This is a genomic window from Algoriphagus sp. Y33 (assembly GCF_014838715.1).
Lineage (GTDB): Bacteria > Bacteroidota > Bacteroidia > Cytophagales > Cyclobacteriaceae > Algoriphagus.
This window is the reverse complement of sequence record NZ_CP061947.1, coordinates 311,327-329,166: the sequence shown is the minus strand read 5'-3', so window position 1 is coordinate 329,166 and position 17,840 is coordinate 311,327. Positions and strand designations below refer to the sequence as shown.

Annotated in this window: 17 protein-coding genes and 1 pseudogene; 1 reads left to right on the top strand and 17 read right to left on the bottom strand. The window is 39.9% G+C overall.

The window, feature by feature from the left end; all coding sequences use genetic code 11:
* Window positions 1–386: 386 nt before the first annotated feature.
* From ID165_RS01325 to ID165_RS01280, 11 genes and pseudogenes are all read right to left on the bottom strand, one after another.
* Window positions 387–632, bottom strand: a complete 246-nt coding sequence (locus ID165_RS01325) for a hypothetical protein (protein WP_192348610.1) — start codon at window positions 630–632, stop codon at window positions 387–389.
* A gap of 424 nt (window positions 633–1,056) precedes the next feature.
* A complete protein-coding gene (locus tag ID165_RS01320; RefSeq protein WP_192348609.1) occupies window positions 1,057–1,611 on the bottom strand; it encodes a lipoprotein in 555 nt (184 codons plus the stop codon).
* Between the two features lie 152 nt (window positions 1,612–1,763).
* Entirely contained in the window at window positions 1,764–2,204 is a 441-nt protein-coding gene (locus ID165_RS01315; RefSeq protein ID WP_192348608.1) for a DoxX family protein, read from the bottom strand.
* A gap of 4 nt (window positions 2,205–2,208) precedes the next feature.
* The gene (locus ID165_RS01310) at window positions 2,209–2,856 is read right to left on the bottom strand and encodes a protocatechuate 3,4-dioxygenase (protein ID WP_192348607.1); all 648 of its coding nucleotides are present in this window, start codon (window positions 2,854–2,856) and stop codon (window positions 2,209–2,211) included.
* Between the two features lie 102 nt (window positions 2,857–2,958).
* Window positions 2,959–3,780 (bottom strand): LytTR family DNA-binding domain-containing protein, encoded by an 822-nt coding sequence (locus tag ID165_RS01305; protein ID WP_192348606.1) that lies wholly within the window; start codon window positions 3,778–3,780, stop codon window positions 2,959–2,961.
* Between the two features lie 710 nt (window positions 3,781–4,490).
* On the bottom strand, window positions 4,491–5,207 hold the full coding sequence (locus ID165_RS01300) for a hypothetical protein (protein ID WP_192348605.1): 717 nt from the start codon (window positions 5,205–5,207) through the stop codon (window positions 4,491–4,493).
* A 69-nt stretch (window positions 5,208–5,276) separates the two neighbouring features.
* On the bottom strand, window positions 5,277–5,762 hold the full coding sequence (locus ID165_RS26500; RefSeq protein WP_225587172.1) for a PDDEXK nuclease domain-containing protein: 486 nt from the start codon (window positions 5,760–5,762) through the stop codon (window positions 5,277–5,279).
* A 102-nt stretch (window positions 5,763–5,864) separates the two neighbouring features.
* Window positions 5,865–6,110, bottom strand: a pseudogene (locus tag ID165_RS26990) (DUF1016 N-terminal domain-containing protein); the annotation flags it as partial.
* A gap of 366 nt (window positions 6,111–6,476) precedes the next feature.
* Window positions 6,477–7,760, bottom strand: a complete 1,284-nt coding sequence (locus tag ID165_RS01290; RefSeq protein ID WP_192348604.1) for an amidohydrolase family protein — start codon at window positions 7,758–7,760, stop codon at window positions 6,477–6,479.
* Between the two features lie 31 nt (window positions 7,761–7,791).
* Window positions 7,792–8,325, bottom strand: coding sequence for a hypothetical protein (locus tag ID165_RS01285; RefSeq protein ID WP_192348603.1), 534 nt, complete (start codon window positions 8,323–8,325; stop codon window positions 7,792–7,794).
* A gap of 309 nt (window positions 8,326–8,634) precedes the next feature.
* A complete protein-coding gene (locus ID165_RS01280; protein ID WP_192348602.1) occupies window positions 8,635–8,781 on the bottom strand; it encodes a hypothetical protein in 147 nt (48 codons plus the stop codon).
* 707 nt (window positions 8,782–9,488) lie between these two features.
* On the opposite strand from ID165_RS01280, the gene rpiA reads away from it, so the two are divergent.
* On the top strand, window positions 9,489–10,193 hold the full coding sequence (rpiA, locus tag ID165_RS01275) for a ribose-5-phosphate isomerase RpiA (RefSeq protein ID WP_192348601.1): 705 nt from the start codon (window positions 9,489–9,491) through the stop codon (window positions 10,191–10,193).
* Between the two features lie 99 nt (window positions 10,194–10,292).
* On the opposite strand, the gene ID165_RS01270 is transcribed toward rpiA, so the two are convergent.
* From ID165_RS01270 to ID165_RS01245, 6 genes are all read right to left on the bottom strand, one after another.
* Window positions 10,293–11,267: an alpha/beta hydrolase gene (locus tag ID165_RS01270; RefSeq protein ID WP_192348600.1), complete on the bottom strand. Its 975-nt coding sequence runs from the start codon at window positions 11,265–11,267 to the stop codon at window positions 10,293–10,295.
* 231 nt (window positions 11,268–11,498) lie between these two features.
* Window positions 11,499–12,866: an NAD-dependent succinate-semialdehyde dehydrogenase gene (locus ID165_RS01265; protein WP_192348599.1), complete on the bottom strand. Its 1,368-nt coding sequence runs from the start codon at window positions 12,864–12,866 to the stop codon at window positions 11,499–11,501.
* Window positions 12,863–14,530 carry an acetolactate synthase large subunit gene (locus ID165_RS01260; protein WP_192348598.1) on the bottom strand — a complete coding sequence of 556 codons (1,668 nt, stop codon included), beginning with the start codon at window positions 14,528–14,530 and terminating at the stop codon, window positions 12,863–12,865. Before ID165_RS01260 ends, ID165_RS01265 begins: the two co-directional genes overlap by 4 nt.
* Before the next feature lie 52 nt (window positions 14,531–14,582).
* Window positions 14,583–15,572, bottom strand: a complete 990-nt coding sequence (locus ID165_RS01255) for a zinc-dependent alcohol dehydrogenase family protein (RefSeq protein ID WP_192348597.1) — start codon at window positions 15,570–15,572, stop codon at window positions 14,583–14,585.
* Window positions 15,573–15,899: 327 nt separating this feature from the next.
* Window positions 15,900–17,297: a S9 family peptidase gene (locus ID165_RS01250; protein ID WP_192348596.1), complete on the bottom strand. Its 1,398-nt coding sequence runs from the start codon at window positions 17,295–17,297 to the stop codon at window positions 15,900–15,902.
* 46 nt (window positions 17,298–17,343) lie between these two features.
* Window positions 17,344–17,838 carry a hypothetical protein gene (locus tag ID165_RS01245; RefSeq protein WP_192348595.1) on the bottom strand — a complete coding sequence of 165 codons (495 nt, stop codon included), beginning with the start codon at window positions 17,836–17,838 and terminating at the stop codon, window positions 17,344–17,346.
* Window positions 17,839–17,840: the final 2 nt, after the last annotated feature.

The following is a 17,840-nucleotide window of genomic DNA, read 5'->3' as shown; positions in this document are numbered from 1 at the left end:
AGCAGTCTTTTACTATTTACTTTTTTTTGAATCATTATTCAAAAGTAAAATTTCTCTATAAGATTCATCACTAACTCCCCCTGTTTTCCGATGAACTTCATTATTTGGAGGATGAATTTAACAGATGATGTTCTTTTTCTTTTTATAAGTATATCCGCAATGAAACCAGTAGCCAAATAAGTTCTAACTGACAGTTAGTGACAAACGGGAACTCGGCAGCAAGGCAATTAGTATTTTGACTTGCACTTAATGAATTAGAATTTTGTTTTGATGGAACCGGTCAACTTCATCATAGTGTCATTCTCTTTTTCTCAAACCTATATTTTCGGGTTTCTTCCTCTTTGAAATTGGACTTCCTTTTGTCGATCTACCCCCTCTCAGCGTAGTCACAATGTTCGTGATGACTGGCTGGAATTTTTAATTCCAGCCAGATAGCCATACCAATTTGTAATTGGATTTCTTACCTCATCCCATCCTTCTCCTTTAGGAGAAGGCGCTTGGCTCTGCTCCAGATGAGCTGAAGAGTAAGAAGTAGGTTGGTTATTCTCAATAATTAAAAGGCTTGAGCAAGAAAGGGGAAAAAATGATACCATCCCAACCCGCAGGCTGGCTCCTTCGCTAAATCTCTTCACTGAAGAGATTTTTAACGCTCGTCCCTCCTATACAGGGTATTTTTTGGGTAAAAATTAGAAAGTTATACACATTTTAGGGGAATAGCGGAGTTCTGAGGACGGTGGATGACAGGATTGGGGTTTACGGATCAGCTCTATCTTTACTCATCTACCGGAGTTGATGTTCTCTTTTTTCGGTAGCCGCTCACCGCATAGGGATTTCCGGCAAATGCAGTGTAAGGCGGTTTACAGATGTTGTGATTTGATTTATTTTGAATCTGCGATTCGCTACGCTTAACTGATGGCTGCTCCGGCAAGCCCCTCTCATCCCGCATATAGCCAAGCCTTTATTTAAATTTAAAACTTGTGGCAGACTTTCCAAGTATCACCAAACTTTCCTGACTGATAAACCCCTTTTCATTCATAGCTGATGTTACAGGGCGTCTTATCTATTTTCATACAGTTCGATGGCTTTTAGGTAATTTATAGCACCATTCATTGTTAAGTCGTGAATAAATCCATCAAGTTCGGGATGGTTTCTTTTCGTCCAGTTTACCAGTGAATCTCTTTTGGCTTGCCATACGTTCCAGTCAGCATCTAAACACTCAAGTGATTCCAGTTTTGTTATTCCGTCCGAATTAAAGGAGATTTCAAATCTACAAGTCAAAGGATCGTTTTTTAGAAATTTGTAACGTATAGAACTTGATGCCACAGTTGCAATTATCCGGTTGTTTTGACCTTCCAGTTCGACAATCTTATAAGTTGGCCGGAAAATGGAATCCCACTTGAATTGCTCATGAAAACTTTTCTGCGAGTATGGCATTACATATTCACCTTCTACAATGGTAATACTATCGGCTATTACAGCGGTTATTCGGTTAAAGTCAGAATCGTTGAACGCATGATAATATTCAGTTACCAGATCGCTGGGAGTTAGTCTTTTGTTGGCACATCCAGTTAAGAGAGTGGTAAAGAAGAATAGAATAAAATACTTTTTCATATTGATGCTATAATGCCCTGTAACGTGATTCATCTTGGAGACGGCGGGCATTCGGAGCCGTTCTCTTCCAGCCTACTACTGACTTCTTAAAGATACTGATTTTCATATTTACTCGGTACCGCCCGCTGTATCCAAGATGAGGTGGCAGTAGCTTATAATTTAATTTTTCTCCCTAGAAGCAGGTAATCTATAGAAAAATAACCTCCTCCGCTTATTAATAAACTGACGTAGGTGATTAAATAAATAAAGCTCTTTTCTTGAAAAATAAAACCTTTCCCTGCATTAATTACCCAAGTAGCAACAATCATGGTAATAATCAATGGAATACAACTCCATCTTGTAAACAGTCCAGTTATCAAAAATAAAGAACAAAAGAATTCTGCGAACACAACAAGACTTAAACTTGCCACAACTCCTACTCCTAACGGGTCAGCAAATTCAGTACTAATATGACTGAAATTGATGAGTCTTTGATACCCATGCAAATAAATCATTGAAAATGATACCCCAATCCTTAGTATAAGTAAACTAAGGCTTATACTTTTCTCTGATGTAGTCCAAATTGATTTATTTAAAAATGATAGTGATTTCATTACCTCAGTCTTTAAATTTTTCAAGTATAATATTCCTTGTACCACTTAAAACATTGTTTTCATCTTTTGTTAGGGTTACAATATTGGAAAACCCACCGTCTCTCTCTATTTTATTTCTGTATTCATTCACTCTAGGGTCATCAGAAAACCATAGTCCAGTTAGCCAATACTCAGGATAGTCAGGAGCTTCAATATTATAATGGACATGAGCTGGCTCTCCATCATGACTGTGATATGGAGCAGGGCGAATGGTCTCAAATTCGTATTTTCCATTTGAATCTGTTTTCATCCATCCCCTTAAGTATCCATGGTATTTCCCATTTCCTTTTTCATTTCCTTTTTTAGGATAGCCCCCTTCATTATTGGTGTGATGAACGTAAATGATAACATCTTCTGCAGGTGTTTTACCATCAGGTAAATATACTGTACCAGAAATAATAAGCTTGTCTCCTGGCTCTCCGTTTGGAGGAATAATAGTCCTCCATGAAGCATTCTCTGGGACTTCGAAAGTTCCACACCAATTACAATCTTCTTGATTAGTTTTCATTGAGGGAATTTGTGCTTTTAAATTTATTTCATTTTTTTTAACAGGCTGTGATGCATTAAGAGTAAAAAAAATGCCCACGATGTATAATACTATTGTGTCTTTCATAAAAAGAATTTTAAATTTTAATGATTTCCCAAAAGTCAAAAAAATCTAATATTCTAAAAAGATAACTACCTGCAAATAGGCTGACTGGAGTGGTTTTAAAGCTTAGTGGCGTAGTAGTTCAATCCAATTTCCACGATAATGTCTGCTGAACCTTATGGCTTGACCATTGGATAAAACACCATCATAATCACCATTTTTTCTTGATTTTAATTCTGTCAAGTGGTTTTTATTGATAATTACGGAACGATGAACTCTTAAAAATATTTGAGGATCAAGTGAGTCTCCAAGCTCTTTTAAACTCTCCTCATGCAGAATTTTTTGGCTAGTCGTATGTATTTTTGTATAGGGTCTGTCAGTTTCAATAAATATAATTGTAAAAGTGTCAATCCTTATTCTACGATTACCATTTTTAGCAGTAAATATCTTATTAGTCTTTTCATTTTGGGAATATTTATTTAACTGTTTTCTCCTTTTAATATATTCAAAAACAAAAGGACTAAATAAATAAACAATAATTGTTATATGCAATTGATTTGAGACTGCATTCTTAAGTATTGTTAAAAAACGGTGAGGTATCGAATAGATAAGATTACTTATCAAAATAAAAATTGAAGTAAAGACAAGTACATGTAGTACACTAAATATAAACCCTGTACCAAAAGAGTAAAGTACTTTGCTAGTTAATGATTTGAATTGAACTTTATTGTAACATGAATTTGCAATTTTTATAAATGGAATAAATAAAAACCAATAAATATTATAGAGCATAGTATCAGTCCAATAAAAGCCAGTGGGTTTAATTTTGGAGAAAACGTAGTCTTGAAAAATTGCCACCCCATAAACTAAAACACAAAACACAATCATTATCCCAAAATTTGGGCGAAGTAGTATGCTGATTGTTTTATTAGTTTCTTGTGTTCTCACTTCTTTTTGGAGTTACTGCCAACACTTGTATTTATCGAAGTCCCCCGTCTGGGTGTAGTCAAAACGCTCGTGCTGACTGGGTGGGATTTGCCTGCCCTACAAGCTGGCGCAAGGCGTGAAGAAATCTTCCGGAGGAAGATTTCTTCACGCCTTGTCCTACCCTAATATACTTACCAATTTGTATTTGGCTTATCTACCTCACCCCTCCCTCTCCTTAAAGAGAGGGCGATCGATCATGCTCCAGATGGAGGTTAAGGATAAGAAGTTGGTTGTTGTCAAAAGCTAAAGTCCATCTGCAAGAAAAGGAATAAAAAGATAGGAAACCAGCCCGCAGCCTGGCCCCTTCGCTAAAAATGTCCACTGGACATTTTCTTAACAGTCGGCCCTAGGTTTTTTCATGAAAACGGGAGGAAAAGTTAAAGAAATGCAGTGTTTTTTGGCCTGTCCATATAATTATCTACACCCTACTATATTATTTTTCAGACAAAAACAGAAAGTGAGGCATAGGATCCTGTTTCAGCCCTGTGATATGGGGGTGATGGGTTTGGGTCCTTTTGTTCGGCCATGAAGTAGTATCGTTTGCTTTGTCTGGGTTATTGGTTTAGGAGTTTAAGTGATGGGAGTATAGTAAGCGGTTATCGAAAATGTCCGCTAAAAAACCAAAACTACCGATCAGAGGGGTAAATGGACTGGAATAACCACCTTCAGTTTTAAGATATCCAGAGTTGATGTTTTATCTTTAGTTTCCAGGTTCCGTCAGTTCGTTCGACGAAGACCAAATAACCATATCCACAATTGGGTCCACAGTGCTCCCTATAATAGTAGCACACCTTTGTCCTATCTTGGTTGAAAACGACTCTCGAAAATGTTAAGCTAGCGACCATTCGATCATTTTCTGTTGATTCGAAGTTCATACGTCTGAGTTGGTAATGTCCTACGTTTGTAAGGTTTTTAAAATTCAGATGCTCACTTCTTAAATCAGACCTAACGAGTTTGATGACCAGTTGACTCCAAGAATCTTCAAGTTGAATGTTGGCTCGAAACCCTTTTTCAGTTAACCTAGTTGTCAAGTCAAGGTTTGGAATCACTAAAGAGTCATACACATTAAGAATAATGTTCCGCCTATCTTTTTTAGGATTGCTCAGGAGGGTCTGCCATTCGACTGAGTCCTGTCTATATTTCTCCCAATCGAATTTGTTGAACTCGTTTATTAGGCTATTCCGTTCAAGTTCCAATTCATTCGCTTTCGTCAAACTATCCTTTGGTTCATTTCTCTCTCCATCCAATTCAATTGTCAATTCGATTACAGTTTCAATTTCGTTGTTAACTGAATCGGGATGAATAGGTCTGTAGGGTGCTGGCGGGGAAGGTTCATTATAGTAATAGGTTCCTACCATGTCCATGAAAGTTGCATTAATCACCTCCAATTCAAGAGACTTTTTTTGGTACAGCTTGCTATAATAGCGGCTATAAATAGCAAAATGACAGGTTTGCTGTTATTCGTCATCAAGCAATTTGTTCAGCTCGTTCTCAAGTTGTTTTTTGTCAGGCAGATAAAGCTGATAGTTGCTGATGAGTAATTGATTGCTTATGCTCTCTGTTGCGTATTCAACTAAAACATGGTCTTTGTCTGCTCCCAAGACTATTCCGATGGGTTCACTGTCGCCATCTGTGCTTACCTCCTTCTTGAAATAGTTGAGATACAAATTCATTTGCCCAACGTTCTGATGTGTTACTTCCCCGCGTTTCAGATCAATCAGCACAAAACACTTCAAAATACGGTGATAGAAAACCAAGTCAACATAAAAATGCTTCCCGCTTATTGAAATTCGGTATTGCCTTTTTTCAAAAGTGAAGCCTTTGCCCAATTCCAACAGAAAGTTTTGTAGGTTAGAAATCAGTTTTTCCTCCAATTCACTTTCAATATATTGATATTTTTCAGGCATCCCCAGGAATTCCAAAACGTAAGGATCTTTTAAAATATCTTCTGCTTTTTGAATTTCCTGACCTTGTCCAGAAAGTTCCCCCCTTTTTATCTTTGCTCAATGCCAACCGGTGGAACAACATACTTTTCTTTTGGCACCTCAATTCCCGCACACTCCAATTTTCCTTTTCGGTTTGCTTGGCGTAAAACTGATCTCAAGTTCGCTATCAGAGCGTAAAATCTCAAAATAATGGCTCCAGCTCAAAACGTTAGACAGTGTCTCACTTTTTGGAAAATTCAGATATAACTTTCTCATATATAGCAGATTTGCCCTGCTAAATCCTTTCCCGTAAAGCTTTGTCAAGTCTTTTGAAAGTTGTTCAAAAAGAAAACTTCCGTATTCGGCCTTTTCTTTACCGCCCTGCTCCTATTCCACAATATGTCTGCCGATCGTCCAATAGGTATTTACCAAAATGGTATTCACCGATCGGGCAACCTGTTCTCTGCCTTGTTGTAATGGATCACCGGTCTGAAGAGGGATTTAATTCCCATATTTACTGCATTCCCCGCCATTTGCTATGATTGAGTGATTGCAATTGTATGTGTTCCCCTATTGGTTAAATCTCAATTACGTAGGAAGTCAATGATTTTATATCAGTTGATTTGGTATTCTTAAACACATAAAAATCAGAGAATTCGCATTTTTTCCCGTTCTGAATTTTATTTAGCTTGTTGCCAACAGATTGCCAGACTTTAAGCTCATTTTTATCTATTATTTACTCCACTCTACTACTCCATTTTTCATCACCATCTTCACCTCATAAATAGATTTTTTAAAGTCTGCTTTCATATTACCTTCAAAAACCACAAGGTCGGCAAAGCTGTTTTCTTTGATCACGCCAATCCGGTCCTTCATTCCCAAGGCAGTTGCCGCATTGACGGTGGCTGTTTGCAGGACATCTTCCGGAGAAAGCCCTGCATCAGCATACCCCCAGATGGTTTGTTTGGCATAATCTCCCCTGGCCATTTTTAGATCTCCATAGGCATCCGAACCTGCTACAATGATCACTCCTGCTGATTTGAGTTCACCAATCCATTTTTTCCAACCGGCAACATTGTTTTCCAAACCTTCTTCAGTATAGGGTAGATTTTGCGTTTCATAGAACTTCCTGACCGTTTCGGTGGAACCATACGTAGGGACAACATAGATTCCTTTTTCTACCATTTTCTCCAGCGTAGGTTGTTTAAACCCATAGGCATGTTCTATTCCATCCACCCCTGCTTCTATTGCATTTTGTGCTGCCCAGTCCCTGTCACAATGGGCAGTAACAGGTATGCGCTCACTATGGGCGGTCTCCACAATCGCCTTCATCTCATCCAGACTCAGTACGAGTCTACTCCCTATAGCAAGAATCTTGATAACGTCAACCCCTCTTGCGATATGTTCTCTTACCGCTTTTCTGGCTTCCTCTACCCCACTTACCATACTGTATTCCTGTCTCGAAACCCTATCAAAATCAGCTAAGGGTATTCCGTCAATCTGTCCGTCCATTGAACCTATGATTGGCCCTGAAACCAGCATACGCGGTCCTGTTATATATCCATTTTCAATGGCAATCTGAACCTCCCGATCCAGGTATTGCCCGGAATTTCCCAGATCCCTGATGGTGGTAAACCCGGCGTCCAGATAGCTTCTGGCGAATTTGGCCGCCCTCAACACCCTGCTTTCCGAAGAAAGCATCATAGCATCTACAGCAAGCGGTTCATCGGTTTGTTGTTCTAGCAGAATATGCGAATGTGCATCTATTAAACCCGGGGTAATGGTGGCATTTCCAAAATCAAGTATTGCTGTATTTGGCGGAACTGTCAGCCCGACACCTACTTTAACCACCCTATTGTCCTTTATCAACACCTCCTGATTTTCCAAGAAGGCATTTTTATCTGAATCGTAAAAATGTGCTGCTTTTAGCAGGGTATAAGCATCGGTATTCTGGGAAAAAGCGAAACTGCAAGTTAGGAACAGAAAGAAGACCGTAGTAAGAATTGCCTTAAACATAGAAATAGAAAGTGAGTAATGGATAGTCAATTTAATCAGGGCATGAGGTAAGCCGCGTTGTAATACCGTTATCCAGCTTCCAGCAATTGCCATAAACATCTGAATAGGTGATTATCAGATTTACTGCGTCACTTTCCCAGAGGGAAATAATATCATTGATCAATGAATCTGGCCGGTTCACCGAAAGCAATGAAATGCCTTCTCCTGATTTTACAATATAATCCTTGTTTGTTTCACTAAATCCTACCCCTTTGTTATTGTCACCGAACAAAGCTGCGAACACCTTTCTGGTATTATCATAACTTGTCCCTTTGTAAGTATAAGCAAGATCCTTAATAATAGCGGGACCAACACCTTTGTTTTCGATACCATAGTTATAAAAACCACTGGAGAAGCTAGTTGTAGCCTGAAAATAGGGCCATACAGAAGTATGCTGTTGCTCTCTTAAAATGGACGTCTGAATAATGGAAACAATTAATGCGGACGCACTTAAAAAGACCGCAGATATGCCTAGCAATAGACTTATATTGATTTTTTTCTTGGGTAAATGTGACTGCTCATCCATAAACTCTTGGGAATTTTCTAAAAATAAATCAAAAATAAATCACTTTTGCTATCTGATTAAAAATAGAATGAGAACATTTTTTCCCAGACCTAATATACCAACTACACACCCTTCTTTTAGCTTTAAAACTTAGAATAAACATTGATTCCTTTACAATCGATTAGTAGTTAAAAAGTCGATAGCTCTGCCTAAAACAGGGGCTATACCTGCGGTAAGGTTATCTTTGGTATTGGCTATTTCAATAGCTACCGGTATTCCAATTCCCTCATAATTAGTCCCATCCTTTGTCAGATGTGTTTTGTGGGAAAGTTAAAATTCCCAGCCATTTGGCATTGTTTTGCCCATCATGCCTGAAAACATGCCTGCGGTGCGTTCACCTATGATGGTAACATTTGGAAAATTCATCAGATTCATGGCAAAATTGTCAGCCGTATTGATAGATGCCCCGCTGGTCAATAAGACTGTTTGATGGCTTCCGGATTTATGCTCAGATGGGTGTTCTACCCCACCCCATCCTTCTTCCCGATTCCATTACCAATTTGCAATTGGCTTATCTACCCAGTTGATGGATGCATTTATAGGAATAATCAAAGGATGAAATAAGTGGCAATTACATGATCAATAAATGGTATACTTGTTACTTTATTTATAAGGGATATATTGTGGGCCAATAGGGTGAACCTAATCGTGTTGACCTGACTTTCTCAGTGGCAAAAAGTTTCCATCCACCACTGTCGGATTGGCTGCGGAAGCAGAATTGATCAGCTCACAAAATGATAGCAATTGAGACAGGATGCAATTACTCCCAAAACCTTGGGTAGAAAAGTCTACCCCCTAACCCGACCAATAAAGGCTAGGTCTTTATGAACTACTTCTCAACTATACCCAAAAAGAGATTCCTGCGGCTCTGATGACCGCTTTTTCCCATATCGGCGCAGGAACAAATATGATCTAGGTAGATCATGAAAACAAATTGGCAATAGTCGCAAGATGGATTCCGGGCAGAGATAAAAAAATCAGTGAACTTGGCGTTGGAAAGTTTGCCTAAGTAACCGGAGATTTTAAAAAAAAGAGATTAATTGAACCCGATTTTACTGCAATAAATGCCGAAAACTTCCTAAAAAACATAAAAACAACCAGCCACATTAGAACTAGAAATAATTATGTCGAATATTGAGAAGAAAGCTTCCTCCCCTATAGAACAAGAGAAGGAATTGGCAGCAATAGCCGCTGTCTCTTACATCCAAGATCAGCAGGTGATTGGGCTTGGTTCAGGCTCCACCGTGTATTATGCCATCCGTGAAATAGGAAAGCTTATTCAGAATGGTTTGCAGCTAAAAGCAATCCCAACTTCGAAGAAAACCCAAGCTTTAGCCGAATCCTTTAATATACCCATTATAGACAGTAATAGTGTGGATTACATCGATGTGACGATCGATGGCACGGATGAGTTTAATGAGGATTTTGTACTGATCAAAGGCGGAGGCGGGGCGCTGTTTAGGGAGAAAATCGTCGCGTCTATGACGAGAAAGATGATTATCATCGCAGATTCCGGCAAACAGGTGATACAGCTAGGCTTGGCGTTCAAATTGCCGATAGAAGTAATTCCTTTTGCCTCCAATTACGTAATCACTCAAATCAAGCGGTTAGGGGGGACTTGTAGCATCCGCTCGAAAGAAGGAAATACCTTCACGACTGATCAGGGGAATTGGATTTTGGATGCAGACTTTGGTCACATAAACGATCCTCTCTCCCTCTCGAAATCTCTAAATGAAGTTGTCGGAATTGTTTGCCATGGTCTATTCATAGGGTTGGCTGACATAATTCTAGTTGGAGAAGGGGACGTTACGCACACTATTCTTCCATGATGCCACTTCTTAACCAGGGCATACTGAAAAACGCCGGCAATAGGTCTTTATCCATGCATCAGAAAAATCCCAAAATCGGGATTTTCAAGCTAGTCTCAGTCATTCTATTATATCCGGATTGGCGTAGGTGCGATCCAGCCAATCCACTACCTGCAGCCAGCTTTCACGTGGGATTACCGAATGGGTAGTATTCTCCATGACCAAAAACTCCTTTTTATTGCCGGGGATCAAGTCATACAGTTCTTTAACTTTTTCTACCGTAAATAATTCGTCCTCATCACCAATACCGACCAAAACAGGGATATTCATATCCTCCGGCAGCCTAAGTGTTTTCACATCAAGCATCATCATAAATCTAGGGGTATATCGCATGGTAAACAGACTGTCTTGGGTGACTGTCATTCCTTCTCTGTAATATTTAATAGATTGATGAGCCGGTCGGAAGATAGCACTTGCCAAAAATTTCACTTTCTTAAAAAGTGAAGGTGGCTTTGATACCCCTTCCCTGCCCTCATACGCGCCGGACAACATAACTAACCCTTCAATATCATTCGGAACAGCATTTGCCACAGAAAAAGCAGCCGCAACCCCCAGGCTGTGCCCAAGTACGACCACTTCCGAAAAACCCAAATCTTTGATATACGCAACCGTCTCAGCCATATCAGCAACCCATCTGTCCAACCCCGGCGCATCACCCCGATTACCACCCGACAAGCCGTGCCCTCTGTAGTCCAATCCAAACGTAGTATAACCACTTTCGGAAAATGGTTTTCCTGCCATGTCATACGCACCACTATGCGCTGTGATACCATGAAGAATCAGTACTGCGACTTCCCTTTTGTCTGAAAGTACACCGTCCGGATTCCATCGGCGCAAAAACAATGTTTCTCCATCAGTAGTCTGTATTAAATGGTGTGGATCTTTAAATTCATTCCTCATGGCGGCTGCTCTTTCTTCGGAAATACCAGTATGCTGCGCTTGGGATTGAACAGGATAGTATACTAAAATAAATACCATTCCGACGAAAGCAATTACTACAATAAACAGAGACTTCAAGATCTTTTTTATTCTCATTTTTTATGTTTTACTATTTTTTTACAAAGATTGACATTGGCTCGATCAAGGAGCTTGGCCAATTAGATTGTTTAATATGATTATCCGCAATGATGCCAGTAGCCTCATTTTCTTTGGTGTAACAGCTGGAACACCGATGACAGAAGACCGAAGTGGCCTCGGCGCTAGTGTTTTCCAAATCCTATAATGCTTTAGTCTCTTTACTTGCAGAAAAGCGGATATACATATTGTTTAATCCACCCAAATGGATTTAATGTTGACAAATTCGCGGATTCCATAAGCGGAAAGCTCTCTTCCATATCCACTATTCTTAATCCCTCCAAAAGGCAATCTAGGATCTGAAGTCACCAATTTATTTACAAAGCAGCTTCCGGCTTCAAGTTGTAATGCCACTTTTTCTCCACGTTCTCTATCTGATGTGATCACTCCCGATCCCAAACCAAATTGAGAATTATTCGCCAGTGCAATGGCTTCATTTTCATCTTTGGCACGGATCACAGAGGCTACCGGACCAAAAAGCTCATTGTCAAAAGCTTCCATGCCGGGGTGTACATCGACCAGGATAGTGGCCGGATAGTAAGCTCCTGTTCCTTCGGGAATTTTTCCTCCGAGTATAAGGCGGCCACCTTGTGCTATGGTTTTTGTGACTTGTTCGTGTATTTCATCGCGCAAATCCAACCTTGCCATAGGACCATAATAGGTAGATTCGTCCATAGGATCACCCATTTTTGCCTCTCTCATCTTTTTGGTGAAGAGTTCCAGAAACTTATCGTAAATGGCATCGAGCACCACAAAACGCTTGGCCGCTATACAGGTTTGCCCGTTGTTCTGCAATCTTCCGAACGTAGCCAGATCTGTCGCTTCTTCCAGATCCGCATCATCCAAAACAACATAGGCATCGCTTCCTCCCAGTTCCAATACAGTTTTTTTCAAGTTGGCTCCGGCAACCGATGCAACGGAACGTCCTGCGGGGTCACTTCCTGTAAGGGTTACCGCTACGATATTCTTATCTTCTATGACATCTTTTACATTGCCTGCATTTATATTCAGATTGGTAAATACGCCTGCCGGAAATCCCGCTTTGATAAAAGCAACTTCCAAGGCAAATGCACTTCCCTGTACATTGGATGCATGTTTCAGTACCCCGGTATTTCCGGCCATTAGTGCAGGTGCGGCGAAACGGATCACTTGGTAAAACGGAAAATTCCAAGGCATCACCGCAAGAATGACTCCCATTGGCTGGAAGGTAACATAACTCCTGGCCGCATCGGTATCCACTACCTCCTTTCCAAGAAAACTTTCCGCATTATCCGCATAGAAGCGACATACCCAAGCACATTTTTCAATTTCCTTTCTGGCCTGTACAATAGTTTTTCCCATTTCTGTCGTAGCCAGCCGTGCGTACTCTTCCTTATTAGCATCAAACAGATCTGCAAGCGCATGCATAAGCTGCGAGCGTTCCGCAAAGCTTGTTTCCTTCCAGGAAGCATACGCTTCCCTAGCCATAGCTATCTTTTCTTTAGCTTTTGAAATAGCTATCCTTTCGTATTCGGCTACAGTTTCTCCGTTTGCAGGGTTAATCGTTATTGCATTACTCATGGTGTTGTTTTTTTAGGTTCACTGGAATATTTCTTAATCAATACATTTAAAATTTCATGGTTTAGAGAATAATCGACGGCTAAATCGATAAGCTGTACCCCTTTGGAACTCAAAGCCTCTCCCAAGACCTTTTGGAATTCTTCTACAGAAGTCGGCCGATATCCCTGTGCCCCGAAGCTTTCGGCATATTTGACAAAGTCCGGATTTCCATAATCCAACCCATACTTCTCAAATCCGAGATCCTGCTGCTTCCATTGGATCATGCCGTAAGCATGGTCATTTAGGATAATGACCACCAGGTCAAGTTGCATGCGTATGGCGGTTTCCAATTCCTGGGAGTTCATCATAAACCCTCCGTCTCCGTTTATGGATATTACTTTTTTCTCCGGATTCATTTTTTTTGCCATCATAGCCGAGGGGAGGCCTGCGCCCATAGTTGCCAAGGCGTTATCAAGTAGCAAGCTATTTTGCACATAGGCCGGATAATTTCGTGCAAACCATATTTTGTACATTCCATTATCTAACGTCACGATACCGTCATCGGGGAGAATATCTCTTACAATCTTCACCGCTCGCTGGGGCAAAACCGGAAAACGATTGTCGTTCCCGTATTTTGCCAGGCGGGTCGATACGCTGCTTTTTATATTCAGAAAAAAATCGGTATTCCAGCTATTGGAATAGGGCTTTAAAGAATCGGTCAATTCCAAAACACTGTTTGCTATATCTCCGATGACATTTAATTGGGGAAAGTAAACTTCGTCTATCTCAGCAGGAAAGAAATTGAGATGAATCACCTTACGCTTGTCCTCGATATGCATGAAAAAAGGCGGTTTTTCAATGGTATCGTGCCCTACATTAATAATGAGATCCGATTCGTCAATGGCTTCATGCAAAAAATCATAATTGGACAAAGCCGCAGTGCCCAGGTATAAGGGATGACGTTCGTCAATGATTCCTTTTCCCATTTGTGTATTGAAAAAAGGTATCCCTATAGAATCAACAAAGGCTGTCAATGCCATACTGGCTCTTTTTCTATTGGCTCCGGCACCGATGAGCAAGAGCGGTCTGCCGGCCTTTTTGATCAGATCTGCTGCCTGTTGAATAGCATCTTTCCCTGCATTGGGAATTTTAAAATCTACCACCTCAAATATCCTCGGATTCTCTACATCTTCCGCTGCAATGTCCTCAGGCAATTCTATATGGACGGCTCCAGGTCTTTCCTCCTGTGCGAGCCGAAATGCTTCCCTGACCATAGAAGGAATATGTGAACTATGGGTAACTTGTTTGGTGTACTTGGTAAGCGGATGCATCATTTTGACCACATCGATGATCTGAAATTTCCCCTGTTTGCTCTTTTTGATCGGCTTCTGCCCCGTAATAATAACCAATGGCATAGCCCCTAATTGAGCATAAGCTGCAGGAGTCACCAGATTGGTAGCACCCGGTCCCAGGGTAGAGAGGCAAACTCCCGGTTTTCCTGTCAGTCTGCCATAAGTCGCGGCCATAAATCCCGCACCCTGTTCGTGCCGGGTAAGGATCAACTCTATTTTTTCCGATTTCCTGAGGGATTCGAGGAAATCGAGGTTTTCTTCTCCAGGCAGACCGAATATATATTCAACACCCTCATTTTCCAGTGCCTTGATAAATAAATCTGATGCTTTCATCTGTTTATAATTTGATTTCCAATGGTCATATGGAATCTCGCTTCACAGATAATCATTCCTCCGTGTGACTTGAGTCATGCTCGATTTCTATGGCAATTTTACCATAGAAATTATCATCACCGGACTTTGTCTCCAAAAGGCTATGCGCTTTACCAATATCTGATAACGGAAAAGTTTTGGTCAAAATAGGTTTTAGTTTTTTGTTTTCCACTAGTTTAGTCAGTTCATCCAGTTTATTTCTATTCTGTCGGGTAAAAACAAAATGATAGGTTGCATTTTTCCCCCAAGCTTCAATAAGATTTTGTGGCTTATCTATATCAACTATAGTAACTACCTGTCCTAACTGACTAAGTACTTTTCCGCTGTCAGAAAGTGTATTACCTCCGATAGTGTCAATGATTACATCTACCCCTTTATTGTCAGTTAATTGGTTAATCACCTGAATGTAGTCTTCATTTTTATAGTCAATGACATAATCAGCCCCCAATTCAAGAAGAAACGGGTGGTGAACTTTTCTCGCCGTTGTAAAGACAGTTGCTCCCATAGCTTTAGCTATTTGAATAGTTGGTATCCCCACTCCACCTGCACCTCCATGAATCAATATAGTCTGGTTAATTTTAAGTTGTGCCCTTGAAACAAGCATTTCCCACGCAGTACCGGCAGCTAGTGGAAGCGTTGCAGCTTCCAAGTGGCTTATGCTTTTAGGTTTTAGACCGATGATAGATTCGTGGGCACAGTGATATTGTGCATAGCTTCCATGTCCATTAAAAATTTCCGGTGAATAATACACTTCATCACCGACTTCAAAATTTTCAACCCCGGGGCCAGTTTCCACAATTACACCTGAGATATCGTGCCCTGTAATCAAGGGCAAGGTCAATTCATTTTTATAATCTCCACGACGGACTTGAAAATCCAAAGGATTCACGGAAGAGGCAAGTACCTTTACTAAAACTTCTTGAAATTTTGGTTTGGGTGTAGGTACTTCTGTAATTTTAAAACTATCAAAAGACCCGAATTCATTTAATATTGCTGCTTTCATGTGTTTATAATTGTTTTTTATGGGGCACATGGAATCTTTGACGATTAAAATAATCATTGCCCTGTGTGTTTAATGATGATTTTAATCGTGTCGATTTCATATGATTATAATTGTTTTTTAATGGTCATATGGAATCTTTGACGATTAAAATAATCATTGCCCTGTGTGTTTAATGATGATTTTAATCGTGTCGATTTCATATGATTATAATTGTTTTTTAATGGTCATATGGAATCTCGCATGGCTTATAATCATCCCAGTGTGTGTCGCTTGCTTCATGCTCGATTTCATTATATTTAAGTTTATAAACATCTATTTTTTTGGTTGCTATTTTATTTGGCCAATAATCCAATCGGTTACATCTTGGAGAACGATAGGGGCTATTGTCTGTTCTATGACCGAGTATTCAAGTGGGGAGCCTGTGTCAGATTCTTGAAAAAGATGGTTTAAATTTTCGTACTCTTTAATAGTAACCCTGTCATTACCTCCTTTCTTCAAAGCATCTTTAATCGCAGATAGATTTTCTTTTGGAGGAACCTGAAGATCTTTTTCGCCATTGATTGCCAATACGGGACATTTGACGTTTTCTAGGGTCTTGGATGGGTCGTATCTCAGAAAGTAGGCTACCCAAGGAGAGGTAAATAGATTTATCTGTGCGGAAATAAATTCTTCTTTTGTCATTCCATCCGGAATTTTGACCGCAGAATCTTCTTTAAGAGATTCATCCAACATATCGTTGAGTTGTGACTTTACAGTTACATCGTTATCTGAATTCACAATGATATCAAAAATTGAAGAGTTTGTCCGGAGTATATTCCTGATCTCTTTTTCAGAAGTTCCCAATGCTTTTTCTATCAATTCTTCTTGCAACAACAGCAATTTATCTCCCCGGATTCCAGATCCCGCCATTAAAACGACAAAACCAACATCGGCTGTTTCAGCGGCAACCATCGGTGCTATCAAACCTCCCTCACTATGCCCTATTAGTCCAATATTAGTTGTATCGATTTCTTTTCTGGACTTTAAATAGGCAATTGCACTTGCTACATCGGTGGAAAAATCAGCTGTGGTGGCGGAGCTGAAATCTCCCGTGGATTCCCCGAACCCCCTATCGTCAAACCGTAAGACGGCAATTCCATTCCTGGTCAAATAATCAGATAATACCAGAAAGGGCTTGTGCCCCATCAGTTCCTCATCCCTATTTTGTGGACCACTTCCTGAAATTAAAACAACCGCAGGAAAATTGCCTTTATCATGGGGAAGTGTAAGGGTTCCGGCAAGGGTAATTTTCGCTTGGCGGTTTTCAAAGGTTACATTTTCTGAAATGTACGGATAAGGTTTTTTAGGCTCTTGAGGTCGTGGTGCTACTTTTTCTTCAGTTAACTGTTTTGTAAGGTTAAGTGGAAAGTCCTGATTGTTTTGTGTGAATGTCCCAACGATTAAACTATCCCCCTTGTAAACTCCTTCATATAAAATACCTGCCATCGGAACCTCAAAAACAATAAGCGATTCCTTAAACGTTGTTGTAGCGGGTATATCTTTTACTCCTTGATCAGGGCTGTCCATAGTAGTTCTATAGCCATTTTTGCCCTCAGAAACGTTAAAACCAACAGTCAAGCGAGTTCCTTGAATCGTAAGCTTACCACTCCATTTACCTGTTATTTCCTGGGCTTTAAGCGATTGAGTTGATAATAAAATCAACAACGCTATTATAAGTTTATGCATAATTGCTTTTTTTGATAATTGAGACATCTAATCCTTATTTATTAACCTAGAACTTATGTGATATCCCAACACCTAAAATCCCATTTCCATAGTAAGTTCTATCGTATTGAAAACCCAATTCAGTCCCAGAAACTATTTTATTATACCGCCTCAGAGACCTATCTAGGATAATACTTGATCGAATGTTAAAAAAGGCTGCAACTAAACCTGCAGTACCCAATATAGCCCAATAGGAATCACTATTCCGTCTATCCGGCCTAAATAAAGCATACAATGATAAACCGGAGGAAATTAAGCCGATAGCCTTAGCTGTTTTCATTGAGTTCTTAAACTTATTAAAATCCCTTGTAACCTCTGAATCATTCACCTGCATTAAAGGAATTTGCAACCCATAAGGACTTTCAAAAGTTTGACCATTATAGAAATATTTAGTACTAAACACTCCTTTCTTTACTTCTATGGGATGAAAATCCTTAGTGGATTGAGTGAATGAATTGAAATGGAACCCAACAAAAAAGAAGATTAGAAGGTTAAACTTCATAA